This is a genomic window from Kineococcus vitellinus (assembly GCF_009906315.1).
Taxonomy (GTDB): domain Bacteria; phylum Actinomycetota; class Actinomycetes; order Actinomycetales; family Kineococcaceae; genus Kineococcus; species Kineococcus vitellinus.
Genome location: NZ_JAAALL010000001.1, coordinates 71,081 through 95,153 on the forward strand (window position 1 = coordinate 71,081; position 24,073 = coordinate 95,153).

Sequence of the window (24,073 nt, forward strand, 5' to 3'; positions counted from 1 at the left end):
GATCTACCGATGCCCAGGTAGTAGAGCCATCAGGGTGCAAGACCAGCTCGATGGTGCCGATGTCGTAAGAGCCGCGGAGTGTCGCATCGATCGTGAAGACGAGTGACTGGCCCTCCAGGCGCCGGGCGATCATGACTCCACCGCCTTGCTGACAGCGAAGGCACGGAACCAGGTGTTGGGGTTGCCCATGCTCTTCTGGTCTTCCTGCCAGGTGCGCCACTGCCGGCGCAGCTCGGCGCGCCCTGTCGGCGGCTCGGGGTACTTCACAGCCAGCTGCTCGATGCGCTGAGCACGGGCCTGCAGGTCTGCAGCACGCTTGAGCGCAGCGTGGGTGGTGCGCTGCATCGGGATGGTGTTGCCTTCGCTGAACATGTCAGTTCTCCTTGTCGTAGTGGAGGTCAACCAGAGCACGGGCAAGCGCGCTGGTAACGACTTCCTTGAATGAGTACGAGTCCTCCATGGCTTTGGCGAGCACGTCGGTCACAGAGTCATGGATCGCTGCCTGAAACGCCGTGTCCTCACGCACAAGGTCGCGAACGATGTCTTGCGCGGAGAGGTTGACCGCTCGCTCGTAGGCCTCGGTCAGAGGCGCCTTCGGCTTCGTGCCGTAGGCATACCTGTCAGACGGAGGGGGCGTCAGCAAGAACTCGATCGCCTGCTTGATCACAGTGTCGCGGCCGTCCTTGTCCAGCTGTGCCAGCACGCCCTCAGCTACGAGGGCCTTGATCTGGTCGTTGTCGATCTTCAGTTCCATGTCAGTTCTCCTTGAGTCGGTACAGGTCGCCCTCGTAGGCGACGTGGTGTTCGGACGGGATGTCGTGGTCAGGGCGCCGGATGCGGTCGTGGGTGTGGACGCGCTCCATCCATGGCGGTACCTCACCGACCTTGACGATGGCGTAGCCCTCGGCTGCCACTGCATCGAGCACGTCCTTTGTGATCTCTGCAGTTTCCCTCTTCCAAGAGTGGGGCTCGTGTCGCATAGCGTCGATGTATGCCCACTCGGCAGTCCATCGCTCTCGGAAGCGCTCCATTGCCTTGAGTTCAGCGCTCACTCGCTCACCTGCGACAGTGGTACGCCTGCGGGCATCAGGTCGCTACCGGAGTTGGCCGGGAAGGCCAGCCACAGCTCGGTACTGATGCGGTAGTCGTCTTCGTGGTGGCAGCTGGGGCACTCGTAGTGAATGATGTCCACGTCACTGCTTTGGGTATCGAATTCTCCAGAGCCAACCCATGAGCGCTTGCAACCGGTACAGGTCCACTGCACAGCGTTGACGGTCACTCGATGCCGTCTTGGTAGGCCCCTCACTCGCTCACCTCCGATGGGTGGGCACACGTGCTCGAGCGCCAGATCCAGTGCATGCCCTGCTGCCGGCACTCCGAGGCGCTCTGCACTTGGTAGGCCACGTAGGACACCAGGACGAAGCCGAGCATCCCGTAGAGGGCAATGACCATGGCGTTGATGAGGCGCTGACTCACGAGTCGCCCTCCAACAGCTCGCGCAGGGCCTGGCCTTCGATGCGCTGGCCACTGAACCGTCGGCTGATCAGGTCGTACGGGTGCAAGGCACGGATGCCCAGGCCTCCGTACATATCCTTGGCGTCCTCCAGCGTCGTTGGGGGCTCCGGGTGCACGTAGTCCTCGTGGTCCACCTCCACCGCGTACAGGGTCCGGGCCCTGCGCTCCTTGAGGAGGAGCTGGCCGATCTCCGTCATGCGTACGTGGTCGGGGACGGTGACGCCCTTGTTCACACCGGCCTGGATGGCTATCGCTTCCAGCTCGTCCCGTAGCTGTTCGATCTTGTCGGTCATGACTCGCTCCCCGGGAGGTTGTCGGACCGGGCCACCTGGTGCTGCTCGCCATCGCGGGCCGTGAGCTGCTCATGGCCGCGGATCCAGGCGTTGCGGTTGGACTCCAGTCGGAACTTCATGTTGGTGTCGCAGTCCTGGCACTGGGCGTAGAACTCGGCCGGCGTCATGGCTTGTCCACCGGATCAGGTCGGTCGGCCACGGGTTTGGGCAAGTAGTCGTAGGTAACGGAGAAGCCAGGAGGTGAAGAGACGTAGAAGCCCTCGTCGCGAGCACAGGGCGTCTGCTCGTGACGTTGAGAGTTTCTGACCAGACTGCCGGTACCCAGTACGCCAGCGATCGCTCCCTGTACGACTCCAGCCACTACGAAGAACCAGCCGACGATGTCGAACTCGTCCGTGTCGTCTCTGACGAGCGTGGTGAACCCGAGATGCACAAGAACTATGGCGATGATCATCAGCCAGAGACCAGCCAAGAAGCGCGGCAAGTCCCTCATGCCTCGTCACCCACCACGTCATCGTCGTACGCGATGCGCAGGACCTGCTCGGCGATCTCGTGGATGTCCGTACCCGTGTGCTCCATGGTGTCCAGGTAGTCAGCCACCTGATCCAGGATGATGGAACGTTCCTCGGTCTCTAGGTGGTCGTTGACCCACTCGCGCGCCTCGTGGGACACGTCAAGCACGATGAACAGCAGCGCTGTGCCAAAGAACACCCACGGAGGGGCGTCAGCCACGAAGAGGACTATGAGCGAGCCGACGACCACGAGGTCGACAGCGATCTGTGTGGACGGTCGTATAAGGAATCTCATGGCCGCGCCTCGCCGGTCATCTTCACGCGAAGTGCTTCGACCTCGGCGCGACTGAAGCGGCGGTGACCGCCGAGAGTCTTCTTGGCCGACAACAGGCCCGAGCGGGACCAGCGGGAGACGGTCTTGGGGCTGACGTGAAAGAGCTCGGCGACTTCGCCGGGCATCATTAGTTCGTCTTGAGTTATTGGTGACGTTTCGTCCATGTCTCGGACGTTAGTCGCGAATCATGGCCTTTGTGTCAATCAAGGCAAAAGATAGACCGAATGACCTAAGCGCTCACGTTGGCGTGTCCTGCCGTCTTCGAGTGTTCCCCATGGCATCCTCGACTCGTGCGACAGCAGAAGATGACGACGTACTGGCACTACACAGATGCCGGCGCGCTCGCGTCGATCCTCCAAACGAATGCCCTATGGGCTACCGCCGCGCAGTACCTCAACGATAGGGAAGAGGTTACGCATGGCCTCAACTTGTTGAAGTCGATCTGGCGCGAGGACCGGGACTCGGTTCTCCGCAGCGGCCGGATGCATCGCGAAGAGGCGGAGGATCGTTACAGTATCTCAATAGGGCCCCTTACTGACGAGGTCGGGTACGTCGATAACATGCTTGGCGCCCTTGAGGCCAACCTCAAGGACCTGCCGTTATTCATCCTGTGTGCGTCGACCGCAGGTGACAGCTTGAGTCAGTGGCGAGCGTATGGTGCCGGGCAAGGCTATGCCGTTGCTATGGAATCAGCTGCTGGCGCTGTTCCGCTCGGCGTATTGGTGCCAGAGGCGCAATATGAACCGGCGGCTTCATCAATCTACCCAGCATGGCAGTCAGTCACCTATAACGACAGCGAGAAGCGAATGAAGATGCATTCGACGTTAGTGAGAGCCCTCACGTGGGGCAGGGACGCGCATCTTGAAGAAGGGTCGGAGCTGCGGTCACTACTGACCTATCAAGACATTGCTACGTTGAAGCACTCTGGCTTCGAGGACGAGCGCGAGGTTCGATTCATGGCCGCGCACCCTTCCCTTGACCAAGTATTCTCCGTGCGCGCCGGCCGGTACGGCCTGACGCCCTACGTTCGCATTGGCGCTTGGCCGAGCGAGATGTTGGAAGAGAGATTCATCATGGAGCCCAGCCCATCCTTCCTTGCAACCACACCTGACGTGGGCGCGCCCTTGCCCATTACGGAAGTTCGGGTTGGTCCAAGCCCCCACATGGAGACAGCTGAACGAGGTTTACGGAGAGCTCTTGACCGATTTGGATACGGTCATGTCCGAACTTCGCTGAGTGCCATTCCTTATCGCTAACCTTGGATGACCTACCTAGATTTCTTGGACCCCAGCCACCCCCTGCGGAAGAAATGAATGATAGGGGCCGCCAGCTGGTAGATAATTCCGGTGACGAAGGCGAGGACGATCAGCAGGTCGGCTCCGACCACGACGCTCGGCTCCACGACGTACCAGGGCGTGTCGAAGGGGTAGTAGTCCGGCGGCTGGACGGCCTTCACCTCATCGAGGGTGGTCCCGAGGAAGGCGAGGGAGATGAGCAGCATGACAAGGGCCAGGTTGCCGAACGCCAGCAGCAGGCCCAGCACCGAGCTGACTATCGACAGGACAGCGAGGACCACAGTCAGCAGGACGACCGCCGTGATGCCTTTCACCGTCGCCAGCGCGCTCCGGCCCTCGCTCATGATCGGAGCGTAGGGGGACAGCACAGGGCTCCGGAAGGCTTGAGATCAGTAGCCCATCCTGCGAGGCGGGTCGGCCCTGACGTAGGACAGCACGTCGCCCCGGTGGTCCAGCAGGGTGCCGATCACCGGGTTGGGGTCGTCGTCCCAGACGGTCGGCACGGCGGGGTAGTCCGGGTAGTACCAGTCGTCAGGGACGTACCGGGCCATCAGGCCTCGGTGATCTCTGCCTCAACGTCGGCGTACTCGCGGGCACAGACGGTCTCGGCCTCCTCGCGGTCGCGGAACTCGTGTGCCCCTGCCCGGCCAGGGGTGGAGGACCAGTGGCCGGCGCGGCCGTAGGACAGCCATGAGGCGTAGCGGTCACCGATCTTGGCGATGTAGGGCATGGACGGTCTCCTTGGTCAGGTGGCTGCTTCGAGCTGGAGCAGCGCAGTACGTACGAGCTGAGGGGCGAGGGAGCGCTGAGCCTTGGTCAGCTGCAGGCCGTCGAGGATGGTCTTGATGACCTGCGCCACGAGCTCGCCCTGGCGCTCAACGACGCGGACCTGGCGCTCGGCGACCCCGGCGTCCAGCGCCATCTTGGAGAAGCGGGCTGCCCGCTCGGTCCACTCGCCGTAGAGCTGCTGGTAGGCGATGAAGAGCTTGGTGTTGCCCTCGTCGGGGTCGATGTCCGCGATCTGCTCCTGCAGCCACGGGACGGCTCCCCAGGCGACCCGGATGGTCTTCATCAGCACCTCGAGCGGATCCCCGTCGGCCTCGGTGGCCATCGCCATGACCTGGCGACGGGCTGCAGCCTTCACGTGGGTGGGGGAGTTTCCCCCATGGGTGCGACAGCGACCCTGGCCCTTGTGCTCGGTCCCCTTGCCGGCACCGTTGCGGCACTGGCTCCCGTCTTTCTTGACGAAGTCACACCGGGTGGGATCGAGGACAACGGGCTTGGTCATGACAGTGATGAATCATAACGAGGTGTCATCTTCTGCATCATGATGTCGTGCGTACGCGACGAGGTCGGAGCGCTGCTGCTTGATGAGCGCCACCTGGTCACGGATGATGCGGCTGGTCTCGCACTTTTCGTGGTCATTGCGGAAGCGCTCCAGGTTGTCGATCTTCCGCTGCACCTGGGTGGTGTCCTTGCGCAGCTGAGTCAGCTCGGCACGCTGGGTACGGATGATGTCCACGAAGAAGAGCCAGTCGTTAGCCTTGGCGACGTTGCAGCGGTTGCACGCGAGGACGTAGTTGTCGCTGCCGTCCTCCCCGCCCAGTGAGCGGGGGTTGACGTGATCGAGGGTGGCGTACCGCTCGTCCTTGCGGGGGACGTGCAGGAGCAGCTCGCGCTCGCAGTAGAAGCAAGTCCAGCCGTCGCGCTCGGCCACCTTGCGGACGGTGTCGGCGCGCAGCTCTACCTGCAGCTGCCCGATGGTCTTACGGCCGGCCATCGCGTCGACGGAGGGTGTCGAAGTACAGGGACTGCTCGATCTCCCGGGTCAGGGCCTCACGGGCCACCTGGTCCCGGTCTTCCTCGGTGACGGTGCCGCAGGGCTGACAGCGGGGGATCTTGGTCCAGCGGCTCACTGGTCACCAGAGAAGTCAGCAGCCTTGACCTTCATCATGATGCGTCGCCCGGCGCGGTCCAGCAGCCCCGACGGTGGCGTGCCGACGAGGCCCTCAGCTTCGAAGTCACCCCACTTGGAACGAAGGCCGTTATTGACCGTGTCGATGGCGTCCTGCACAGTGCCACGCATGACAACAGGGGTCGTGGGCACCCCCATCTTGGTAGCGATGTCCTCCACGTTGTCGCGCAACAGCCAGTAGTCACCCACCTGCACGTCGAACAGGGCGAAGGTCTTGGTGGGCGAGTAGGCGCCACCGCCCTTCTGGATGCCGGCGCCGAAGCCTTCACCGTGGAGGAGCGCTGTGCTGTCACCGAAGGTCTGCTCGAACAGTTCCTCGGTCAGTGTCGTGGTGAGGTGAGCGACCAGGTCGGCATGGAGCTGAGCTCGGGCGGTCCGGCCGCCAATGGTGACCTTGTGGCCGTCCCACAGGACGCGGATGTTCGTACCGTCGATCTTCTCGGTCCACAGCCAGGGGATACCAGCAAGGTCGGCGAACTCGGGTCGGCTCCACTCGCCGTGGATCACCTGGTTGCGGTTTGGGCCATCGGCGTGGCGTTTGAACGGACCATAGATCTTCGGGTACTCGGGGAATGAGGTTTCCATTCCCTTTGGTCTAGTCGCTGAGATCGACCGATGCCTTAGGTCATTCGGACCAATTGATCGAGCGCTCCTTTAGATGGGTCAGTCTCCGAGCGACATGATGAACCACATCACGCAGGGAATGACGACGACGACCACGAGAAAAGCTAGGAAGAGGCGGAAGATGAATTCCGTGATCCAGGAGAAGAAGCGCTTGATGACGTTGGGTTTGCGGTAGTAACCGACGCCGCTGCGGGCTCTAGCAAGGCTGGCGTCCAGTCCCGCCTGGGCATTCAGGCTTGTCTGGTAGCCTGCGCCGGCCCTTGCCTGCCCTTGCGGGGTGTGGTAGTCGGACATCTTTGGCCTCCACCTCCCGGCGACCCCTCATCGCCTCTGGAGTGAGGCTAGGCCATCCCAGACTCCGGCAGTAGCCCTTTGAGCTTCTGCTCGATGTGACCCAGCAACCACTGAGCCCTTGTGCGTAGACGTTGTGGACCGATCAACTACTTCCCGACGGGCAATGCCAGAGGCTCCGGCGCCGCCTCGATGGCCTGCGTGACCTCCACGGTCTGGCGAGTGCCCCACCCGGTCTTCCAGCACGTGGCGATGGCGTAGATGCGCAGGGGCCGGAGCACCAGCGTCGACCAGGCCAGCGCGAGCGGGGTCATGGCGAAGGTGGCGAGTTGCCAGCGGAACGACACGTCGCTGCGGCGGATCGTCAGGTACTTCAGGGCAGTCAGGTAGCCCACCAGGCTGGAGAACACCAGAAGCATCGGCGCGAGCTCGTGGTTGACGGCCGGCTGGTAGGCCAGCAGGTACACCAGCACGGTGCCGACAACGAAGTAGCTCACCCAGGACATGAAGTGCTCCCAGTACCCGAAGCTCACGATGGGCAGGTACTTGAAGCGCCAGATCGAGCGGATGGTCGACCCTCGCAGCCAGCGCAGCTGTTGACGGAGGTGGTGGCTCACCCGGGCCGGGAGCACCGTGAACGCCAAGCTGGTGGGCTGCTGAACGGTACGACCCTTGAGGTAGGCGAAGAGCGTCAGCAGGCTGTCGTCGCTGAACTGCACACCGCGGCCCATGAAGGTCTCGTTCTCGTACGCCGGGATGGCCTCACGCACCACGTCGGCCCGGTAGACCGCGAAGCTGCCCGAGTTGACCAGGACCGAGCGCAGGCTGGAGAGCGCGCTGCGGACCGAGAGCTGGAAGACCAGGAACCACAGGTCGCTCAGGCGCGAGACGATGTTCTCCCGGGCGTTGCGGGCCACGCAGACCGCGGCCACCGAGGACACTCGCTCGTCGGCGAAGGGCAGCATCGCCTCCTCGAGTGCGGTGGGGGAGAGCACCACGTCGGAGTCCATCGTGGCGAAGTAGTCGGCCTGGGTGTCGTTGGCGAAGGTCACGAGCTGGGCGCTGCGCTTGCCGCCGTTGGCCGCCTTGCGGACCCAGGAGCCCCTGATGCCCGCCTCGGTGGCCACGCCACGCCACCAGACCTTGACCTCCTCGTAGGACGCGGCGTCGGAGCAGTCGTCGACGACCTGGACGTAGTCCGGCCGGCGGGTCTGTGCTGCCAGGGAGGCAAGGACCTCACGGACGATGGCCGGGTCCTCGTTGTACAGCGGGATGTTGAGGGTGACCCACTTGGCGTCGAGGACTGCCCGCTGGGCGTCGGTGGCCTTGTAGACCGGCTCCAGCCAGGCTAGGGACAGGTGCCAGATCAGCGAGCCGAACATGACGGCGAAGACGATCGACAGACCGTGGGGTGCGGTGCCGTAGCCCGCGAGGACGGCGAGGTGGTGGGTCGTCCACGCCAGGGCCACCAGCAGGAAAACACCCGCGAGCGGAAGGACGCGGCTGCGGGCGTAGGAGACGGAGGGGACTCCGTCGGGTAGAGCTAGGCCTGGGTCGCGCTCTTGCCGGACCGGAAGAAGGCCCGGATCGCCAAGGCCCCCGCTGCTACTGCCACCCCGCCCGCCAGAAGGAGCGCCCATCCCGGAAGAATGGTCCCCCCGATGATGATGCCTGCGAAGGGGAGAGTTTTGCCGTAGTCCATGAATGAAGAGTAATGCAGCAAAGACCGCACAAACAAGGAAGGTGGCTGCAAGGTGACGAGCGTGGGTAATGGGTAATGAGGTGTCTGTAGGCATTGGCTCGATTTTGGCAGACCATTCGCGCTTGTTGCATGTCCCCGCCCCTACTCTTTGGCCATGGCAAGCCGTAACGAAATACTCAACAAGCTCCTCACCCTTGAAGGCCCGAAGCGCGACGCATTCACCCGGGCGACCTTCGATTTGGGCATGTCCGACGACAAGACCGCCGCGGCCCTGGTCAGCGCCAGTGTGATCCTGCGCTTCTCCAGCACCTACCAGCAGGTGGTCAAGGACTGGGCGGCGGCGTTGGAAGCTGGGTCGGTGACCACACCCGCGACGACCTCGGAGCTGTACGTGGCCGAGGTGCTGGCCAAGTCCATGGGGCATGCCCGCCTGGCCGCGGTACCTCAAGCCGTGTGGGTCAACGGTCCGGGCGACATCGACAACGCCCGGCGAGTGGCTCAGGACGCCAAGAGCAAGGGTCAGATCCCGCAGTTCGTCGTCTACTGGGCCGTCAACCGCGACAACGGGCAGTACTCCGCTGGTGGAGCGCCCGACAGCGCGAGCTATCGCAGCTTCGTCGACTCGCTGGCAGTGGCCATCGGGGGGACCGGTGCTCTGATCAACCTGGAGCCCGACGCCCTGGTGCTCTTCAACGGCACCCCGTCGACGCGCTACGCCGACCTGGCCTACGCAGGCCGCGCCCTGCTTGCGGTCGGCGCCAAGGTCTTCCTGTCCGCCGGGCACTCCGACTGGCACAGCGTGGAGGAGATCAAGAAGCGAGCCGAGCAGGTCGGCATGGCCAACTTCACCGGCTTCGCCCTTAACGACAGCAACTACCGGCCCATGAGCGAGATCGTCCCCTTCGGCGAGCGGTTGTGGTCGGCCACCAACAAGCCCTACATGGTCGACACCTCCCGCAACGGTGACAGCCCCATCCCGCTGCCCAAGACTTACTGGGACCCGGACTGGTGCAACGTCGCCAGCCGGCGCTTCGGGCTGGCGCCGCGCCTCGGCCCGGTAGCCGGGGGAGAGCACTGCTTCGGCGTGTGGTGGGTCAAGCACCCCGGCGAGAGCGACGGCACCTACAACGGCCTGACAGGCAAGGTGAGCGATGCTCCGGGTGCCGGCCAGTGGTTCGAGGCCTACGCCGACGACATGGAGCGCAACTCGGGCTGGTCCTGACCCCGGACAGCAGAAAGGGCCAGGTCTCGGGGAACCTGGCCCTTTCGCTATGCCTGACAGAGGGCCTCTAGACCCGTCTGCAATCCTACTTGGTAGCTGCGAGGTATTCCTGGATGAGCGAGTTGGCAATGCGTCCGCGCTCGCTGACCTTCTTGCCGTTCTCCTCAGCCCACTTGCGCACTGCGGCGTTGTCGATCTTGTCCGCCGACACCGACGAAGCGGCCGGACGACCGGGGCGCCGACCGCCGACCCTACGGGCGTGGTTGACGAAGACCTGCACCGACTCGCGCAGCTTCCGGGCGTTCTCTTCGCTCAGATCGATCTCATGGGTCACACCGTCAACAGCAAAGACGACAGTCTCTGCCGCCTCGGAGCCGTCGACATCGTCGATAAGGTTCTCCACCACACGCCTGGCCATAGGAGCAGCATGCCGTATGACCTGGGTAATCACCAAGACGGCGCGCCGGATATGGCTTTCCTTATGCGCCGAAGATCGCCGCGTGCACTGCTTCGATGTGCTGCTCGGGGCGAGCATTGGGAAGAGCGAGCGCTTCCTTCACGTCTTCGATGTCGTTGTGGGCGTCCTTCAAGTCCGCCCGGTTGACTCGATGGAAGGTCAGAGCCTGCGCTAGTGCCTGCTCCACAGGGTCGTCCAGGTCCAACATGACTACTCGTTTGCGCGTCATGGCGCCCCTGCTCCCTTGTCGGCCTCTTGCATCTGCTGCAGCTGGCGCTTGCGCTCGGCGATGTTCTCCAGCGCCTGACGCTGCGCCTCCTCCTTGGTGCGACATTCGTTGGTGCGGAAGTGACACCAGAGCCACTCGTCGTTGACCTTCTTGCGCTTGATCTCTTGGCCCATGTGGATGCGGCCGCCGCAGGCGGGGCAGTCGGAGTTGCCGTAGGTGGAACGGACGACGCCCTTGGGCCGGCTGTCGTCGGTCATGCCGGTTCGACCATGAACACGAACCGTGTGCCCACGAGAAAGTACCGGCAATCTTCCCAATACACGTGGCCACAAGCTTTATCGACGATCTGGGGCAACACTTGCTTTACCATCTCTGCACTGTGACGCTCAACGAGACGCTGCATGCACTGCCCTATGGCGGTGGTGTCTGGGTCATCTGCAATCGCTCGGAACTCAGCCTGTGTCTCGGCTACTTCCTCCAACGTGGCACTGCCCGGTCGACTGATCTTCCACTTGCCGATCTTCATCGCTGTTCCTTGCTCTTTGCGCGGCGCTGCACTCGCTCCTCCACGAACGAGCGGAACGCGTGCGGGCGGTTTTTCTTGCCGCCGACCACCGTGAACGTCGCCACCTGCTGGCCGTCCAGGACCCGCACCTCGATCTTGTTCACCACGGCGTCGAAGCCGTCGCGCTTGCCCGGCTGGCTGGGGCCGATGTGGACCGAGTCGCCCACCCGGTAGGTCGTGTTGCCGATGCGGTACTCGGCCACCGTGTCGCTCATGCCGCATCCTTGGGTGGCAGGTACCGGCCGTAGACCGTGTGCCGGTGCCCGGTCTGCCGAAGCTCGAACTGGAAGCCTGGGGCTGCGAACGCCTCAGTGCGCCCCTTGCGCGCGTCGTTGTACACGACGCGCGCTTGCTTTTCGCTCGGGTACCGGCCGACCACGTCCCACAGCTGTGGGTGGCTCCGCATGCGGGCTGCCAGGTGAATCAGGCGGTCGTAGTCACGTGGCTCGCGGCCACTGAGTTGCTGTTCCATATCCACTGGTCTAGTCGCAGCAACTACGCCCGTCTGTAGGTCATCCGACCCAATCAGACGCCGTAGGCGCCGCTTGCGAACTGGTCGTCGGTGTCGAAGTCGGACTCATCGCTGTTGCTCTCTTGCTCCGCCGCCAGAGCAAACTCGAGAGCTGCGTCGGCGTCCTCTTCCGTCTGCTCGGCTGGCTCGATCTGCTCGTCCTCGGAGACACGGATGGGCATCAGCAGTCCGCGGCACTCACCGAGTGTGAAGCGGACCGCTCCCATGGAACCGTTGATCTCCAGTTGCACCGGCGCGCCGGGATAGTGGCTGCCGATCTTGGCGATGTCGCGAAGGAAGTCGGCGGACAGAGCCACACGGTCTGGCTCCCCGACCGGAGCCACCGCTGCGTCTACCTGCCGCCACTGCACGAACTCACTGTCCTCGACGAGCGGGCACTGCACGAGCTCGCGATCAGGCCACTCCATGCGCATGGCTCGGCCGTTCATGCCCTCCAGGGTGGCCTGGGCACTTTCGACGTTCGCAATCGAGAGCATCAGCTCGCCCTCGATGTCGGGATCCTCTTCGCGCTTGCGCCAGGCTCGGATCTGCTTCTCGATGAACTTCATCAGGCCGAGGCCGCGACCGTTGGCGTCCTTGACGATGTAGGACTCGTCTGGCGTCTCTTCGATCTCCGGCTGCGTCGGGTCGAAGGTGTCGTAGGGGACGAAGACGTGCGCCAGCATGTAGCTGTCGGTGGACACCAGGCGGACGCCGCGTCCGTGGAACACCTCCAGGTTCACCGTGCGATGGAGAGCGGGTCGGGCCGCGTCGTCGGACGCTGCGATGGAAACTGCCTGCCAAGCCTTGGCGAAGCTGAAGGCGGGAACGTCAGTACGGAAGGTCATGCTGGTCTTGCCTTTGTGTTGGGGAACGACGCGAGATTAGTCGGTTTGGTCACAGGCCGAGGTCGTTGTTCGAGCGCTTACCGCGGCCGGCGTTGGGTGTCGGCTTGTTGCGCTGGTGCTCGTTGAAGTTGGCGTTGGCGACTGCACGCCGAAGAGCCGCGTCGCGCTTCGTGTCGTCCTTGATGCGAGCAGCGTCCTGCAACTGCTTGCCGATCAACTTTGCTACTTCGTCGATTTTTGCTTGACGGCTCATGTCGATGAACTCCTTCAGTCGGTTAGGCGGGTGATACATGGACCTGGTCTAATCGGCAGAAGCGCGACAGTCTGTAGGTCATTAGGCCCAACTATTCAAAGGGGTTGCGACCATCGACGTACAAGAAACTGCCGGTCTGATGGTTGTGAGCGAAGTCGCGGATAAGCCAAAGAGGCGGCGCCGCGTCGCAGAACTTCACGAGGTCGTGAAGCGCTCCCATGACATCCAGATAGCTGTAGCCGTCGAACGACTGCACCAGCTCTTGTTCCGTGTAGAAGATCAATTCGAACGGCTGCCAGCCAGCCTTCACGAAGGCAGCGCACTCCAGGGCCTCTTCCGGACTCATGCGTGGACCCCCTTCTCGCAGCCGCATGCAACAGCATTTCCGTCGTCGTCTAGCCGCCAGCCGCCTGCGCACTGATCGCAACCTTCTCGGGGAGGCTGAAAGCGCGCGGGCGACGGTTCTGAAGCCGTAGTTGTCCGGGATGCCTTGCCAGAGTTGTACGGATTTGGTCGAGAGTTGTCCGGACGGGTCCGTACTGACCCTTCTACAGACCCTTCCTTTACTGACCCAGAGGGTTGTCCGGGATTTCCGTACAACCCCACGAGCACGCGGTACTGGTTGTATTGACCTGGACCTCGGCTGGTCGGACGCTTGACTTCAAGCTCACCAAGCGCCTCTAGGCGTCGGATCGCTTCCACGACGGTGTCCTTGTTGCAGTTAGCCTTCAGGGCGAGTCGACGCATGCTGGGGAAGGCGTTACCGCCATCATCGTTCGCCTCGTCAGCGATTGCGAGCAGTATGAGCCGGTCGTTACCGGTGCTCTTTGAGTTGTGAAACACGCCGATCATGCAGCCGATGCTCATGACGCGGTTCCTTCAGCAAAAGACCCCGGAAGGTTTTGCAATAGGGCGTTGTCCATGTAAGGATGCTCCTAAACAGTTAGATGTGATGATCCACTGTTTAGCCGCTGCAGTCCGGCGGATCAAGCAGAAGCCCCGTGACTCCCGTCCGGGGCTTCTGTCACGTTCGGGGTAAGCAGGGGACAGCAAGGGCCAGCAGTGGATAATCCACGTTGTGCAATTCTCCGTCTCCGCTTCCCAAGCGTTCCGCGGCGGGTTACAACAGGGCCATGGACCTCCTCGGCGGACCCCAACCGTGCGCGCTGACCCACGCCAACGAAAAGCAATGCCCACGCGCTGCTGTGGTGTCGGTCGTCGATTCCGAGGGCGTCTCGGCGTGGGGCTGTGAGGCTCATTCCCTACGTGCCCTGAACGCCACGGACGGCTCACGAATCGGTGGTGTTCGTGACTGGGCCGCGTGCCGGCGCCTGCTCAACGGCGAGTGGAACCAGCGCGTCCCGAATTCGTATAGCTTTGCGCCGGAGCTGCAGCTCTAGGCCGAATGACCCATAGCGGAATAGTTCGAAGTAACTAGGCTCCGGAGCGAGCCCTCAGGAGAGACCGATGAACCTTGACCCCCGCAAGTCAGCCCTCGCCGCACGCATCAGCGAGCGCCTCGCCGAGCACCGTCGTGTCGGGCCCATCGTCGCGGAGGCGCGACGACTGGACATCGACGTACAGCGAGCCTCGTGGAACGAGGAGCCGGTCCCTGGTGAGCTGGAGCAGGTCACCCAGAACCGTGACGACTACCTGGTCTTTCACCGCACGGACCTTGAGCAGTTCCGCGACATGCGGGACATCTACGAGCAGATCGACGCTGTGACCCCAGCAAGCATGCCAACGACAACGGTGGCGGCGAAGCATGTCGTCGATCGCGAACCACACCGCCTGGATCACCGCTTTGGTGGCGGCATGCAGCTGTAGTCAGCACAGCAAGAGCGCGGGCCACCCCAGGGCCGCCCGCGCTCTTTTCATGTCTACAGACCCTTACAGCTCGAACAGTTCCAGCTGCTCCTGCTCTGCTTCCCTGGCGAGCCCAACCGCCAGTACCTCGGTGGCTGCGTCGTGCAGCTCGATCGCGATCCGGCTACCGGCCTCCCAGTACGCCTGGTTCTCTGGGTCCTCGTAGTAACTGTGGGCGTCCCCGCCGGCCGCCACGGCGACCCAGGGGTTGGGTGGGCCGCCACGAGTAGCGTGGTCGACGTAGGCGGTCCAAGCGGCGTTGTAGCGCTCGAGGCCTTGCGTCGCGATGCCGTAGTGAATCACCTCTTGCACCTCGCGCCAGGTGATCGCGGCGCCGTTACCGAAGCGGATGCCCGCTTTCTCGGCCACGTACCAGGTGGAGCCTCCCTGGCAGGCTCGTTTCACGGCCTCGCCGAAGTCACCACGGAAGAATCGATGGACCTCGCCACTGAGCGCGGAGTGCAGCGCGCCCGCGGTCGGCTTCATAGGTCGCCCCGCTTGGCCGGCGACAGGTAGCCCAGGGCACGAGCCTCGGCCACGTTGTCGTGTATCCAGGAGTGGTGCACTCGGCACAGGTCCATGAGGTTGTCGGGGGAGTGGTCGTGACCCTGGCTCTGGCGGTTGATGTGATGCGCGTCGGAAGCGGGAGAACCGCAACGCCCAAGAGCACGTACGCCAAGGCCATGCGGCAAGCCTGGATCTACTTCTACAAAGTGGATGAACTCACACCGTCCGCCGCTGCGCTTGCGGATGATCCCCTTGGAGGCCTCGAACCATGCGCGATCATCCTGCTTGCGCTGGCTCTGCTCGCTCAGTGACTTGCGCCGTAGGGCTGTGCGCTTCAGCTGGCTCGCACCCTGCTTGAGGCCTGTCTTGGCCTTGAGCGCCGTCCGCCGTCTCAGGGGCGTCTTCTTCACGGCCAGACCTTGTCGACGGGCTGCGGATCGTCGTTGACCCACAGCCAGGTGAGGGCCAGGACTGCCAGGGCGAAGGCGTAGCCCAGCCCAAGGGCCAAGACCCGGAGGTTGAGACTCCGGGTCTTGGCGGTGGGTAATGAGGGGTCACTCAGGCGGGGCATCGTGTACTTCCTTGGGCAGTGGGTAGTTCAACAGATCACGACCCGCACGATGCAGAGCCACGATCCACTTCCGCTCTGCGGCATAGGCGTCCTTGCGGGTGCCCCAGAAGCGCTCAAGCTCCTTGATCGTCGGTCGACGGCCCGTAGCCAGTTGTTGCTTGACCCAGGCCGACCGCGCCGAACGCTTGCCTAGATCGCCGCGACAGTGCTCTTCGAGCCTGATTCCTAACGGGGCTGCCGTCTGTCCGACATACCGTTCCTCGCCAGAGTCTGGATCGCAGAGGGCATAGATCGTGTACTGCTGTGCGGCCGTGCTCGATCGCTGTCCGGTCAAAATGGCTCCTCTCCCGGTCCTGGTGCCCAGGACTGCTTGCCAGCCTCGCTGCGCTCGTTGCCCTCCGCGCCGACACCGCTTCGCTCCTCGGCTTGGCTGAAGGGGTAATCAACCACAACCTCGGCGTCAATGGGCTCGTCGTCACTACTGCGGTACGAAAGGACTAGGGCACGGACCGCTGACTCCTTGCGCGTGGGTACTGCAGTGGTCATGAAGTCGAATGTCCCCCGCCAGGCGGCCTTCAGCTCTTGCAGTTGATCATGCGCAAGGGTGTCGCAGATCCAGGGGAACAGGTTCACCGTGTCAGGAGCCGCGCCGGCCCCGATGGCGACCTGAGCTTGCGGCGGGGGAGGCGGTAGGGCGGTGGTGATGTCTCCACCGGCATCGAGCGCGGTCATCTGGCGCAGCGTCGAGCGCAGCTCCAGGACCGGCACAGGAAACTTCCGTGTCTCGCCGCCCTTGACCGACTGGCGTTGCTCTAGGCGCAGCGTGGCCGGGATGATCTGGCCCTGCGCGCGAGCAGCCGCAAGTACCTCCGCCGTACCGCCCAGCTCTTGGGCAGCGTTCCAGCCGTTGGAGCTGATCATCCACACGCCGAGGTCGGGCAGGTCCGGCAGCATCACGTTCAGCCGGGTCACTGGCTTGCAGGCGTTGCCCTTGCTGGCTAGTGCGTTGCGCTGCTCCTGGTCGAAGGGGCACTTGCAGGGGGTCTGGGTCAGCTGCTCGGTCTCGCCGTCGCAGCGGCGCTGGCAGCCACCCTTGGACCACATCTCCATCCACTGGCTGACCACGTTGTCGCCGGGCGGGACCATGACAGGCACCTCGGTGACACTGGTGACGACCTCGTGTGTGCTGTCGTTATTCAGCAGCACGACGGCCTTGGCTTGACCGCCGAAGAGGTCAGCGACGGCCTGCGCGATGACGGCCGACTTGGTGGTGAAGCGGAAGGCCTCCAGCTTTGACGGACGCATGATCTTCTTGCCGTTCTTGGTCACGCCTTCGACCTGCATGCCGATGCGGATCTCACCGATCTGACGACCACGACGTTGCAAGGTGTTGATCGGCATCAGGCCACCTCCGCCGCTTCGGTGAAGGACAGGCCATAGGCGGCCAGAGTCTCTTCGCACGGCACGATGGTCTTGTCGGCGATGCCCTTGAGCGCGAGCGCCTCGTCCCGCGTCAGGGCAGCGAGGTCGCTGATCGAGCGAAGGCCAGCCTTGACCAGCGCCGAGCGGGCACGGCCGAGGGCGTCGAGGTCCTCGATCAGGGGAAGGGGCTGGGAGCCGTCCGGCAGCGGTGGGTACCAGACCGTGCCGCCGAGCTTGGAGCCTGCTTCCTGCTGGTCACGGTAGGTCCGGTAAGCGTTGAGGAAGCGCTGGTACTCCGCGTCACCCGTCGGGACGACGAAGAGCTTGTACCCGCGGGCGTAGCTCTTGCGCAGGTGCACGACGGCGCAGAAGTCGACAGCAGGCATGGCCTCCTTGTTGCCCAGGTGGTCCACCCACACCTCAGTGCAGCGGCGGTAGGCCTCCAGCTGTGCGCGCATGGTGCTGTACAGGTGCTTGCCGCACTTGAGGTCGAACAGGCCACGGGCGCCGCGTGTGGCCTTCCCGGGCAGCTGGACGTGAGGCAGGGTGCCGACGAGGTCCAGAGTGCCGGCGTAGCCTTCGGCCGGGTTGGCCACGGTGGCCTCTGCCAGCTCGGGATCAAGGTCGAAGTCGGTGTGGAAGTTGAGCAGCCCGTCGCTGATCTCATCGAGGTCGATCACTTCGCCGTCGACCTCGGCGTCGACCAGGTGGTGAGGGATGCTTGGGATCGGCAGGTCCAACAGCAAGGCCTCCAGCACATCGTGCTGGTAGGTGCCCATCTCGGACGCCAGGTCACGGAGCCGCTTGGCCTCCGCCTTGACGAAGTCCACGAGGTCATCGCGGGTAGCGCCCTCGGCTTTCAGGGTGCCCAGGTAGTCGTGCTGGTCGATGGCGAACTCAGCCGTCAGGCGGGCGATCCACTCGCGAAGCTGTGCCTTCTCCTCGGTGGCGCCGAGCACCTTGGTAACCGAGTCCAGGACGACCTCGGGGTCTGCGGGATCGACGTAGACCCGGTTGTCGCCGTTGTCGAAACGGCCTATCACTCCATGTGCAGTTTTCAACTTGCTATCTTTCTTGGTGGTGACGTTCAGCGCCCGGTCTTGCCGCAAGCAGGGCCGGGCGTTCTTGCTATTCGGGCTTACGGCCCTTGCCGGTAAGCAGCCAGACAGGCGAGACGCCGAGGATTTCGGCGAGCGGCACGACGTTGTGGGCTTTCATGCCCCTACCCTCGCTCCACCCCTTCACCTGTTGGCCGGAAGTGTTGAGGCGCACGCCGATGTAGTTCCACGTCAGCTTCTTGGCTTCCGCCGCTGTTGCAATACGTGCGCCGATTTCTGCAGCTATTTCGTTGGGTACTGCCAGGGTGTTTCCCATGCCTCTATTTCTAGTCCGCCCGTGCGACACATGCAAGGATTTTCTTTATGGTTTTTCTTCATGTTTTCCCTTGACGTTTCCTGTCGGGCGACTAATGTAAGAGACGTAAAGGAAACAGCGAGGGCCGCTACTCGTTCCCCCGGAGTAGCGGCCCTCTAGCCAAAAGCAACTGTAAGGAGTTACTCATGGCTTCATCATCATCTTACGTTCAACCGCTCACCAAAGAGCAGGACGATTTTCTCCGCCAGGTGTGGCAGGACGCCCAGCCGTCACGGTGGAAGACCGGCGACGACTTCCCGACGTTCGTCGCCGACCTTATGGAGGGGTACGACAACCCCGGCATCACCCAGGACCAGCTGGACGAGTTCGTCACCGAGCTGGCCGAGGGGCTGCGCTGCAGTGGCTGCGCCACCGACGAAGGCGTCAGCGAGGGCGGCGAGTGTGGCGAGTGCTCGCTGGATGGGGAAGGCTGATGTCCGAGCGGCTGCAGCTGTTCGTCATCGCCCACCCGGCTACCGAGGTGCGCGAGGTCAACGGAGACACCGAGCGCATCGACTCGATGATGTACCTGTCCAAGGCGGGTCAGAGCATCGAGCGGGGCAGCGCTGCCCCGCTCGGCCGGGGCTGGGTCGACGGCCTGGACTCGAGCGTCGAAGTCTTCGCGGGCACTTCCGCCCAGGCAGTCGCCGAGGGGTGCCGCTACCTCCTCAGCCTTTACGGCGGCGGGCGCCTCTTGGACTATCGACAGGCCCAAGCGCTAGACCAGAGGGAGAAGGCAGAACGACAGGCACTCGCTGACGAGTGGCTGCGCCTCGATGAGACGACCGACCAGTACAACCGCCGCACACGCGGCGAAGGATTCGAACTATGAAGGCAGCCCCCAACCCGGACGATCCCTCAAGACTGGACTTCCAGCACGAGGACGAGCGCTACTCCCTCTTCGCGCCTACCCAGCTGCGCCCCTGGTGGGTCGCGCAGAAGGGCGATGACAAGCGACCGCACTACGTTGAATGGTCGCCCGGGGTCAACGAGCATCAGGCGATGCGCATGATCTTCCCCACACACGTACAACGAGCGTTCAGAGAGGCGCTCCAGCAGGACCAAGGATTGACCTTCTAGTGACCCTTTACATCGGTAACGCAATCGACGACAGCGACTCGATCTTCAAGCTGGCCGTGCGCGACTGGTTCGCCCGTGAGTACAAGGTCACGTCAGACGACATCTACTCGATCCGGCTGGACGGTGAGTCCTGGAGCGAGATCACGATCGAACTCCGCAATGTCTTCTACTACGTGGCCCTGCGCGACGGGCGTACCTTCAACGGTGACAAGGAGTTCGGCGAGTTCCTGCGCCTGGTTGCTACGCCCGTGGCCTACCCCGAACCCCCACCAGCACGCCCCGAGCCCGCGGCCGTCGACAGTCGCGAGCGCATCGAGCAGCTGCACAAGCAGCTTGTCGAAGGGGTGACATCGTTCAGGACGGGCGAGGACTGGGCCAACTACATCCAGGCCGCCACGCGGATGTGGCGCTACAGCTCGCGGAACCAGGAGCTGCTGTTCGTGCAGCGGCCCGACGCCTCGTTGGTGTTCGGCTATCAGGCCTGGCGCAAGCACGGCCGACAGGTACGCAAGGGCGAGAAGGGGATCGCCATCTGGGCGCCGATGACCTACCGGCTTAAGCCCGAGGAGGTCGCCAATACCGAAGACGCCGGCGCGAAGCAGCTGCGCGGCTTCAAGCTGGTCACCGTCTTCGACGTGAAGCAGACCGACAGTCTCGACGGGCGGCCGATCGCCGACCCCCGGCCGAAGCTGCTCACCGGCAACGCCCCCGCCGCCCTGCTCAAGGGTCTGACCAAGTACGCGCACGACATGGGCTACCCGGTCACCTACGAGGACATCGGCTGGCCCAGTATCAACGGCTTCGCCAGCCCCGAGCCCAAGCGCATCGTCATCCAGGCACAGCGCGAGGCCATGCAGCAACTCAAGACACTGGTGCACGAGATCGCGCATGTGTCTCTTGGGCACATGGACCGGGTGCAGGAGTACCGGCGTCACCGCGGGCGCATGGAGGTAGAAGCCGAGTCCGTGGCCGCCATCGTGCTCGGCACCTGCGGCATCAACACCGACCAGTACTCGTGGCCCTACATCTCCTCATGGTCGAAGGGTGACCCGAAGGTCGTGCAGGAGACCGCCGCGGTGGTCATCGAACAGGCACACAAGTTGCTGTTAGCAGTGCCCGAGCTGGCAGCCGAGATCCGGACCGAACGCAACCAGCGCGACCACGGGCAAGTCGTCGCACGTGACCTGTCTACGCCAGGACTTTGAAAGGACCAGCAGTGAAGAACTTCTCAGAAGCCAACCAACGCGCCCTGCACTACGAGGACGCGTACAAGCTGCAGCGCGCCATCGACCTCCGGAAGACGCCGGATGACGAGTCCCCGGACCTGTCACAGGACGCTTTCGAGCGCCTGGAAACACACCTGATGGAGAACATCATGTTCCTGGGCCGCAGCTCGTACTGGCTGAAATACTACCGCGACATGGAAAAGCACCCGCTTGAGCGCGACGAACACCTCACCGCGTGAAATAGGCCGAATGACCTATGGATGGTGTCCTGATATGCGCCTAGTTTAAATGGCATGGAAGCCGCCGAAGAAACCCGATACATACCCACCATCGAGGCGTTCGCCTCTGAAATAATTCGCCTCGCAAACGCCCTGCACGCTGCGCAGAAGCACCCCGACTACGACTACTCGATGACGTTCGAGGGCAACACCGCCCACACGTCTCGGGAGGGCTGGGAGCTGAACAATGCCATCGGCAATGGCGGGCGCGTAACGAACGTGCACTCGAACTATCCAACCGCTCTCTACTGGCGGCGTCTGAAGGCGGAGCAGTGACCGACCTGTTTAGCACCCAGGAGGTGGCCATCATCCTCCACTGCACCAAAGCAGCCGCGCAGAAGCGGCTGCGGCGGGCAGGCCTGGAGCCGGCCAAGCAGGTGGGCCGCTACAACCTCTGGACCCTGGCCCAGATCAACCAACTACGACAAGCACACAAGGAGCAGCAGTGAGCAAAGACCGCAAGATCATCCGCCCCGACCCAATACCGCACCACCCATCTCAATATCGAACGACTCCTGCCCAAGTGGCCGAAGCACTCGCCAAGGCCGAGCGGCGCCGCGCGCAGGTCAAGAAGGGCATCGGCCCGGTACAGCTGACCGACGCCAAGAGCAAGAGCCTGCGGGCCGCCCGGGAGCGCCGCTTCCGCGACGCAGGCGGGATGGGCTTGGCATGACAAACGACGAAGCATTCGATCGATGGCTGCTCATTGACACCGACCCCCGGGTCAAGTCAACCTCTTTGTTCGACTCGCTGGACGCAGCACAGCAGGATGTAGAGAACATCTTTCTGCCGCCGTACGTCACCAAGGATCAGCAATGGCACCCCGCCATTCTCCGCGCCTCGTACACGATCGACACCGGAGAATGGAGTTTCATAGCGGAACCGCTGAAGCCTGTACCCGAGTACTGGGTTGAGTTACCCCTCACTCCGTCCGCAAACGCCGTCTATCCGTTGACGGCCGAAACAGTTCTCCGCAAGGACGAACCCGTTGTGGGCGCCATGTTCGTACGCGAGCCAAATGGGACGCTACGCATCCTCTCGGGCGACGAACGCGCAGAGGCGCTCAGGACATGGGATGCGATGTCATGAGCGGCCCTTCATCACCAGACCAGGCCCTCATCGACGCGACCGAGATCGTCTACGCACACCGCCGTGCCGGCGAGCTCGCAGCCGAGAAGGGCCGCGGCGTCACCACCATGAGCGTTCTTGATGACCTGGTCGCGTACTACAGCAAGGTCAAGGCGGATGCCGAGTCCGTGCGCGTGATCGAAGGCGCACGCAGCCTGGAGAAGCACGCGCGTGAGCTGCGCAGCCGCCCAGGACGCCGTGCAGTCGACCGCGGCATAGGGCGCGAGCTGTGACGCCTGCGGACGTGCTTGAGTAGGAAGCCCTCTACAAGATGCTTCGGTGGCTACCTGTGACCAGCTCTTCGCCGACTTCCGCCGCCTGGTGGCTGAGGACGCCCAAGCCTGGGAGGACCTTCTGCTCGCTGGCCGCGAGCACGGCAGGCAAAGCCTGCAGCACGAGGACGCCGACCAAGATCACATGGCAGCCCACGATGCCATGATCGCTTTCGCGGTTGTGCACGGTGAAGACCTGACGGCACACCTCGGAGCGGTCACCGAAGCGATCAAGGAGCGCCGCGCCGTGGAGGGCGACGACGATCGAGCGCCCTCCTATGGGTGGGGTGCTTGAGCCCTATCGCTGCGCAGGGTCGGTGTTGATACTGACCCTGTGGATGAGGCGACCCGGCTAGCGCTCGAGGCGCAACGCTTCTTGATCGTGTCTGCTGAAGAGAGGCGCGGGACGCTCCGCGATCACTTGTCCCCTGCGGAGCTGGAAGCTTCCTACGCCGACACCGAGAGCATGCGCATGCAGCTTGAGCAGCAGCTCAGAGAGCATGGACTCCGCCGCTCAGCGCCCCTGCGCGTCCCCGAGGGAGAGCCCTGGTACGAGCCCGACGATGGCCGCGGTCAAGCACCTCAGACGGTGGATGCGCCGTCGCCGGCGCCCGATCGGGGCTCTCCTGGGATGGAAGTCGATGCCCCCTGGTTCGGGGACGCGGCCGATGAGCTTGATGGCTCGCGTCACGCCAGGGACGATCAGCGTCAAGGACCTCAGGATCCCGAGCATCGCCACGACGAAGGGCCGGACCAAGCCATGGCTGGTAAGACCGAGCGCGTCGACTCCACTCGCGCCGCCTACGAGCGCGCCCGCTACAGCGCCTACGAGGCCAAGCAGAGCGACGACCCCGACAGGATGCGCGCAGCTTGGGGGGAGCTGGCTCAGGCCGACCAGGCTTACCGGCAGGCCTGCATCGACCGCGTGGGCCCCGAAGACGCCGAAACCTTCCGGTCCATGGACCTCCAGCGCAGCCAGCAGGAGAGCAAGCGAGAGGTGGAGCGCCTCTACGGCAAGCTGCACGAGAACGATCAAGAGCTGTACGCCGAGGACGTGGAGCGCCTCGGCCACGCCCAGGACGAGCTGGCGATCAAGCAAGCCCCGCAGATGGATCTGGACGACCCCTATGTCTTCCGCATGACCCACTACGACGACGCCCCCAAGCCCGAGCCGACTCGCGCCGAGCGCTTGCGGGCGGCGATGGCGCGAGGCAAGGAGCGGCAAGCGCAGGAGCGGACGCATGAGCGGACCCAGGAGCGGGAGCGCGACATGGGCTACGACAGGTAGGGCAGTAGCCTTGGCGCGTGCCAAGAGCCGTGCCACATGCAATGGCACGGAGCGGCACGAAGGGGCAAGCAGGGGATAGATCACCGAGGTAGCATCAGCGGTATCGCTGCAGCTCAAGGCAGCATTCGCGCAGGTGGCGGCCACGCGAGGAGCTGGGTGTCCAGCAGCCTTGAAAACCGCTAGGGAGGTACCCACTCCTTCCTCATGGGTTCGAATCCCATGCCCTCCGCACCGGCCGGCCCGGCGCCCGGCGCCCGGCCGCCCGTCCACCGGTCGGCCCATCAAGGCGCGCGGCGGCGCGGCCGACGACTCCGGGGACAGCGACCACCCGCACGGGGCGGCCGCGCGCACGCCCCGAGGAGGCCGACGTGGACCACCGCACCCGCAGCAGCAGGG

The 24,073-nt window shown here is 63.8% G+C and carries 49 protein-coding genes; 15 read left to right on the forward strand and 34 right to left on the reverse strand.

Annotated features, from left to right (window positions below; translation table 11 throughout):
* Window positions 1-129: 129 nt before the first annotated feature.
* From GTQ99_RS00425 to GTQ99_RS00470, 10 genes are all read right to left on the reverse strand, one after another.
* A complete protein-coding gene (locus GTQ99_RS00425) occupies window positions 130-372 on the reverse strand; it encodes a hypothetical protein (protein WP_166613769.1) in 243 nt (80 codons plus the stop codon).
* Window position 373: 1 nt separating this feature from the next.
* Window positions 374-754: a hypothetical protein gene (locus GTQ99_RS00430; protein ID WP_166613770.1), complete on the reverse strand. Its 381-nt coding sequence runs from the start codon at window positions 752-754 to the stop codon at window positions 374-376.
* Between the two features lies 1 nt (window position 755).
* On the reverse strand, window positions 756-1,052 hold the full coding sequence (locus GTQ99_RS00435) for a hypothetical protein (protein WP_166613771.1): 297 nt from the start codon (window positions 1,050-1,052) through the stop codon (window positions 756-758).
* Complete coding sequence (locus GTQ99_RS00440; RefSeq protein WP_166609610.1) at window positions 1,049-1,192, reverse strand: hypothetical protein; 144 nt, start codon at window positions 1,190-1,192, stop codon at window positions 1,049-1,051. The genes GTQ99_RS00435 and GTQ99_RS00440 overlap by 4 nt, the downstream gene beginning before the upstream one ends.
* A 110-nt stretch (window positions 1,193-1,302) precedes the next feature.
* Window positions 1,303-1,476, reverse strand: a complete 174-nt coding sequence (locus GTQ99_RS00445; protein ID WP_166613772.1) for a hypothetical protein — start codon at window positions 1,474-1,476, stop codon at window positions 1,303-1,305.
* Window positions 1,473-1,808: a hypothetical protein gene (locus tag GTQ99_RS00450; RefSeq protein WP_166613773.1), complete on the reverse strand. Its 336-nt coding sequence runs from the start codon at window positions 1,806-1,808 to the stop codon at window positions 1,473-1,475. The genes GTQ99_RS00445 and GTQ99_RS00450 overlap by 4 nt, the downstream gene beginning before the upstream one ends.
* On the reverse strand, window positions 1,805-1,975 hold the full coding sequence (locus GTQ99_RS00455; RefSeq protein ID WP_166613774.1) for a hypothetical protein: 171 nt from the start codon (window positions 1,973-1,975) through the stop codon (window positions 1,805-1,807). The genes GTQ99_RS00450 and GTQ99_RS00455 overlap by 4 nt, the downstream gene beginning before the upstream one ends.
* Complete coding sequence (locus tag GTQ99_RS00460) at window positions 1,972-2,262, reverse strand: hypothetical protein (RefSeq protein WP_166613775.1); 291 nt, start codon at window positions 2,260-2,262, stop codon at window positions 1,972-1,974. The genes GTQ99_RS00455 and GTQ99_RS00460 overlap by 4 nt, the downstream gene beginning before the upstream one ends.
* Before the next feature lie 35 nt (window positions 2,263-2,297).
* Complete coding sequence (locus tag GTQ99_RS00465) at window positions 2,298-2,615, reverse strand: hypothetical protein (RefSeq protein WP_166613776.1); 318 nt, start codon at window positions 2,613-2,615, stop codon at window positions 2,298-2,300.
* Window positions 2,612-2,818 carry a BldC family transcriptional regulator gene (locus GTQ99_RS00470; RefSeq protein WP_166613777.1) on the reverse strand — a complete coding sequence of 69 codons (207 nt, stop codon included), beginning with the start codon at window positions 2,816-2,818 and terminating at the stop codon, window positions 2,612-2,614. Before GTQ99_RS00470 ends, GTQ99_RS00465 begins: the two co-directional genes overlap by 4 nt.
* Window positions 2,819-2,944: 126 nt before the next feature.
* Here GTQ99_RS00470 and GTQ99_RS24555 point away from each other — a divergent pair, with 126 nt between their 5' ends.
* Entirely contained in the window at window positions 2,945-3,910 is a 966-nt protein-coding gene (locus GTQ99_RS24555) for a DUF2971 domain-containing protein (protein WP_166613778.1), read from the forward strand.
* 11 nt (window positions 3,911-3,921) lie between these two features.
* Here the strand turns inward: GTQ99_RS24555 and GTQ99_RS00480 are convergent, their stop codons facing one another.
* From GTQ99_RS00480 to GTQ99_RS00515, 8 genes are all read right to left on the reverse strand, one after another.
* Complete coding sequence (locus GTQ99_RS00480; RefSeq protein ID WP_166613779.1) at window positions 3,922-4,293, reverse strand: hypothetical protein; 372 nt, start codon at window positions 4,291-4,293, stop codon at window positions 3,922-3,924.
* 45 nt (window positions 4,294-4,338) lie between these two features.
* The gene (locus GTQ99_RS00485; RefSeq protein WP_166613780.1) at window positions 4,339-4,500 is read right to left on the reverse strand and encodes a hypothetical protein; all 162 of its coding nucleotides are present in this window, start codon (window positions 4,498-4,500) and stop codon (window positions 4,339-4,341) included.
* Window positions 4,500-4,679: a hypothetical protein gene (locus GTQ99_RS00490; RefSeq protein WP_166613781.1), complete on the reverse strand. Its 180-nt coding sequence runs from the start codon at window positions 4,677-4,679 to the stop codon at window positions 4,500-4,502. Before GTQ99_RS00490 ends, GTQ99_RS00485 begins: the two co-directional genes overlap by 1 nt.
* Window positions 4,680-4,694: 15 nt before the next feature.
* Entirely contained in the window at window positions 4,695-5,093 is a 399-nt protein-coding gene (locus tag GTQ99_RS00495; protein WP_166613782.1) for a hypothetical protein, read from the reverse strand.
* A gap of 156 nt (window positions 5,094-5,249) precedes the next feature.
* Complete coding sequence (locus GTQ99_RS00500; protein WP_166613783.1) at window positions 5,250-5,729, reverse strand: HNH endonuclease; 480 nt, start codon at window positions 5,727-5,729, stop codon at window positions 5,250-5,252.
* Window positions 5,730-5,861: 132 nt separating this feature from the next.
* Window positions 5,862-6,509 (reverse strand): RNA ligase family protein, encoded by a 648-nt coding sequence (locus GTQ99_RS00505; protein WP_166613784.1) that lies wholly within the window; start codon window positions 6,507-6,509, stop codon window positions 5,862-5,864.
* A gap of 78 nt (window positions 6,510-6,587) precedes the next feature.
* Window positions 6,588-6,842 (reverse strand): hypothetical protein, encoded by a 255-nt coding sequence (locus GTQ99_RS00510; RefSeq protein ID WP_166613785.1) that lies wholly within the window; start codon window positions 6,840-6,842, stop codon window positions 6,588-6,590.
* Window positions 6,843-6,988: 146 nt separating this feature from the next.
* The gene (locus GTQ99_RS00515) at window positions 6,989-8,308 is read right to left on the reverse strand and encodes a glycosyltransferase (RefSeq protein WP_166613786.1); all 1,320 of its coding nucleotides are present in this window, start codon (window positions 8,306-8,308) and stop codon (window positions 6,989-6,991) included.
* Between the two features lie 477 nt (window positions 8,309-8,785).
* Between GTQ99_RS00515 and GTQ99_RS00520 the strand changes: the two genes are divergently transcribed.
* Window positions 8,786-9,763, forward strand: a complete 978-nt coding sequence (locus GTQ99_RS00520; protein WP_166613787.1) for a glycoside hydrolase family 6 protein — start codon at window positions 8,786-8,788, stop codon at window positions 9,761-9,763.
* A gap of 85 nt (window positions 9,764-9,848) precedes the next feature.
* Here the strand turns inward: GTQ99_RS00520 and GTQ99_RS00525 are convergent, their stop codons facing one another.
* The 10 genes from GTQ99_RS00525 to GTQ99_RS27380 form a co-directional block, all read right to left on the reverse strand.
* Complete coding sequence (locus GTQ99_RS00525) at window positions 9,849-10,181, reverse strand: histone-like nucleoid-structuring protein Lsr2 (protein ID WP_166613788.1); 333 nt, start codon at window positions 10,179-10,181, stop codon at window positions 9,849-9,851.
* Window positions 10,182-10,242: 61 nt separating this feature from the next.
* Window positions 10,243-10,428, reverse strand: coding sequence for a hypothetical protein (locus GTQ99_RS00530; protein ID WP_166613789.1), 186 nt, complete (start codon window positions 10,426-10,428; stop codon window positions 10,243-10,245).
* 17 nt (window positions 10,429-10,445) lie between these two features.
* Window positions 10,446-10,706 carry a hypothetical protein gene (locus tag GTQ99_RS00535; RefSeq protein WP_166613790.1) on the reverse strand — a complete coding sequence of 87 codons (261 nt, stop codon included), beginning with the start codon at window positions 10,704-10,706 and terminating at the stop codon, window positions 10,446-10,448.
* Window positions 10,703-10,975 carry a hypothetical protein gene (locus tag GTQ99_RS00540; protein ID WP_166613791.1) on the reverse strand — a complete coding sequence of 91 codons (273 nt, stop codon included), beginning with the start codon at window positions 10,973-10,975 and terminating at the stop codon, window positions 10,703-10,705. Before GTQ99_RS00540 ends, GTQ99_RS00535 begins: the two co-directional genes overlap by 4 nt.
* A complete protein-coding gene (locus GTQ99_RS00545) occupies window positions 10,972-11,229 on the reverse strand; it encodes a hypothetical protein (RefSeq protein WP_166613792.1) in 258 nt (85 codons plus the stop codon). Before GTQ99_RS00545 ends, GTQ99_RS00540 begins: the two co-directional genes overlap by 4 nt.
* Window positions 11,226-11,486, reverse strand: coding sequence for a hypothetical protein (locus tag GTQ99_RS00550; RefSeq protein WP_166613793.1), 261 nt, complete (start codon window positions 11,484-11,486; stop codon window positions 11,226-11,228). Before GTQ99_RS00550 ends, GTQ99_RS00545 begins: the two co-directional genes overlap by 4 nt.
* Window positions 11,487-11,539: 53 nt before the next feature.
* Window positions 11,540-12,268 (reverse strand): hypothetical protein, encoded by a 729-nt coding sequence (locus GTQ99_RS00555; RefSeq protein ID WP_166613794.1) that lies wholly within the window; start codon window positions 12,266-12,268, stop codon window positions 11,540-11,542.
* A 154-nt stretch (window positions 12,269-12,422) separates the two neighbouring features.
* Complete coding sequence (locus GTQ99_RS00560; RefSeq protein WP_166613795.1) at window positions 12,423-12,665, reverse strand: hypothetical protein; 243 nt, start codon at window positions 12,663-12,665, stop codon at window positions 12,423-12,425.
* Window positions 12,666-12,717: 52 nt separating this feature from the next.
* Window positions 12,718-12,972 (reverse strand): hypothetical protein, encoded by a 255-nt coding sequence (locus tag GTQ99_RS00565; protein ID WP_166613796.1) that lies wholly within the window; start codon window positions 12,970-12,972, stop codon window positions 12,718-12,720.
* Window positions 12,969-13,493, reverse strand: coding sequence for a helix-turn-helix domain-containing protein (locus tag GTQ99_RS27380; RefSeq protein WP_166613797.1), 525 nt, complete (start codon window positions 13,491-13,493; stop codon window positions 12,969-12,971). Before GTQ99_RS27380 ends, GTQ99_RS00565 begins: the two co-directional genes overlap by 4 nt.
* 600 nt (window positions 13,494-14,093) lie before the next feature.
* Here GTQ99_RS27380 and GTQ99_RS00575 point away from each other — a divergent pair.
* Complete coding sequence (locus GTQ99_RS00575; protein WP_166613798.1) at window positions 14,094-14,453, forward strand: hypothetical protein; 360 nt, start codon at window positions 14,094-14,096, stop codon at window positions 14,451-14,453.
* A gap of 63 nt (window positions 14,454-14,516) precedes the next feature.
* Here the strand turns inward: GTQ99_RS00575 and GTQ99_RS00580 are convergent, their stop codons facing one another.
* The 6 genes from GTQ99_RS00580 to GTQ99_RS00605 all read right to left on the reverse strand — a co-directional run bounded on the left by GTQ99_RS00580 (window position 14,517) and on the right by GTQ99_RS00605 (window position 18,366).
* Window positions 14,517-14,978 carry a hypothetical protein gene (locus GTQ99_RS00580; protein WP_166613799.1) on the reverse strand — a complete coding sequence of 154 codons (462 nt, stop codon included), beginning with the start codon at window positions 14,976-14,978 and terminating at the stop codon, window positions 14,517-14,519.
* Window positions 14,975-15,409 carry an HNH endonuclease signature motif containing protein gene (locus tag GTQ99_RS00585; protein WP_166613800.1) on the reverse strand — a complete coding sequence of 145 codons (435 nt, stop codon included), beginning with the start codon at window positions 15,407-15,409 and terminating at the stop codon, window positions 14,975-14,977. The genes GTQ99_RS00580 and GTQ99_RS00585 overlap by 4 nt, the downstream gene beginning before the upstream one ends.
* Window positions 15,410-15,553: 144 nt before the next feature.
* On the reverse strand, window positions 15,554-15,904 hold the full coding sequence (locus tag GTQ99_RS00590) for a GIY-YIG nuclease family protein (protein WP_166613801.1): 351 nt from the start codon (window positions 15,902-15,904) through the stop codon (window positions 15,554-15,556).
* The gene (locus GTQ99_RS00595; protein ID WP_166613802.1) at window positions 15,901-16,971 is read right to left on the reverse strand and encodes a recombination directionality factor; all 1,071 of its coding nucleotides are present in this window, start codon (window positions 16,969-16,971) and stop codon (window positions 15,901-15,903) included. Before GTQ99_RS00595 ends, GTQ99_RS00590 begins: the two co-directional genes overlap by 4 nt.
* A complete protein-coding gene (locus tag GTQ99_RS24175) occupies window positions 16,971-18,035 on the reverse strand; it encodes a hypothetical protein (RefSeq protein ID WP_205706548.1) in 1,065 nt (354 codons plus the stop codon). Before GTQ99_RS24175 ends, GTQ99_RS00595 begins: the two co-directional genes overlap by 1 nt.
* 85 nt (window positions 18,036-18,120) lie before the next feature.
* The gene (locus tag GTQ99_RS00605; RefSeq protein WP_166613803.1) at window positions 18,121-18,366 is read right to left on the reverse strand and encodes a helix-turn-helix domain-containing protein; all 246 of its coding nucleotides are present in this window, start codon (window positions 18,364-18,366) and stop codon (window positions 18,121-18,123) included.
* A 185-nt stretch (window positions 18,367-18,551) separates the two neighbouring features.
* On the opposite strand from GTQ99_RS00605, the gene GTQ99_RS00610 reads away from it, so the two are divergent.
* The 12 genes from GTQ99_RS00610 to GTQ99_RS00665 are packed head-to-tail and all read left to right on the forward strand — an operon-like array spanning window position 18,552 to window position 23,677.
* The gene (locus GTQ99_RS00610; RefSeq protein WP_166613804.1) at window positions 18,552-18,839 is read left to right on the forward strand and encodes a hypothetical protein; all 288 of its coding nucleotides are present in this window, start codon (window positions 18,552-18,554) and stop codon (window positions 18,837-18,839) included.
* Entirely contained in the window at window positions 18,839-19,237 is a 399-nt protein-coding gene (locus GTQ99_RS00615) for a hypothetical protein (RefSeq protein ID WP_166613805.1), read from the forward strand. The genes GTQ99_RS00610 and GTQ99_RS00615 overlap by 1 nt, the downstream gene beginning before the upstream one ends.
* Entirely contained in the window at window positions 19,234-19,485 is a 252-nt protein-coding gene (locus GTQ99_RS00620) for a hypothetical protein (protein WP_166613806.1), read from the forward strand. The genes GTQ99_RS00615 and GTQ99_RS00620 overlap by 4 nt, the downstream gene beginning before the upstream one ends.
* Window positions 19,485-20,690 (forward strand): ArdC-like ssDNA-binding domain-containing protein, encoded by a 1,206-nt coding sequence (locus GTQ99_RS00625; RefSeq protein WP_166613807.1) that lies wholly within the window; start codon window positions 19,485-19,487, stop codon window positions 20,688-20,690. Before GTQ99_RS00620 ends, GTQ99_RS00625 begins: the two co-directional genes overlap by 1 nt.
* 11 nt (window positions 20,691-20,701) lie before the next feature.
* The gene (locus GTQ99_RS00630; protein WP_166613808.1) at window positions 20,702-20,950 is read left to right on the forward strand and encodes a hypothetical protein; all 249 of its coding nucleotides are present in this window, start codon (window positions 20,702-20,704) and stop codon (window positions 20,948-20,950) included.
* A gap of 54 nt (window positions 20,951-21,004) precedes the next feature.
* Window positions 21,005-21,265 carry a hypothetical protein gene (locus GTQ99_RS00635; RefSeq protein ID WP_166613809.1) on the forward strand — a complete coding sequence of 87 codons (261 nt, stop codon included), beginning with the start codon at window positions 21,005-21,007 and terminating at the stop codon, window positions 21,263-21,265.
* A 23-nt stretch (window positions 21,266-21,288) separates the two neighbouring features.
* Complete coding sequence (locus GTQ99_RS00640) at window positions 21,289-21,438, forward strand: hypothetical protein (RefSeq protein ID WP_166613810.1); 150 nt, start codon at window positions 21,289-21,291, stop codon at window positions 21,436-21,438.
* The gene (locus GTQ99_RS00645) at window positions 21,435-21,662 is read left to right on the forward strand and encodes a hypothetical protein (RefSeq protein WP_166613811.1); all 228 of its coding nucleotides are present in this window, start codon (window positions 21,435-21,437) and stop codon (window positions 21,660-21,662) included. The genes GTQ99_RS00640 and GTQ99_RS00645 overlap by 4 nt, the downstream gene beginning before the upstream one ends.
* Window positions 21,659-22,078 carry a hypothetical protein gene (locus GTQ99_RS00650; RefSeq protein ID WP_166613812.1) on the forward strand — a complete coding sequence of 140 codons (420 nt, stop codon included), beginning with the start codon at window positions 21,659-21,661 and terminating at the stop codon, window positions 22,076-22,078. Before GTQ99_RS00645 ends, GTQ99_RS00650 begins: the two co-directional genes overlap by 4 nt.
* A complete protein-coding gene (locus GTQ99_RS00655) occupies window positions 22,075-22,350 on the forward strand; it encodes a hypothetical protein (protein WP_166613813.1) in 276 nt (91 codons plus the stop codon). The genes GTQ99_RS00650 and GTQ99_RS00655 overlap by 4 nt, the downstream gene beginning before the upstream one ends.
* 46 nt (window positions 22,351-22,396) lie before the next feature.
* On the forward strand, window positions 22,397-22,684 hold the full coding sequence (locus tag GTQ99_RS00660; protein ID WP_166613814.1) for a hypothetical protein: 288 nt from the start codon (window positions 22,397-22,399) through the stop codon (window positions 22,682-22,684).
* Window positions 22,685-22,723: 39 nt separating this feature from the next.
* Window positions 22,724-23,677, forward strand: a complete 954-nt coding sequence (locus tag GTQ99_RS00665) for a hypothetical protein (RefSeq protein WP_166613815.1) — start codon at window positions 22,724-22,726, stop codon at window positions 23,675-23,677.
* The last annotated feature ends 396 nt before the right edge of the window (window positions 23,678-24,073 follow it).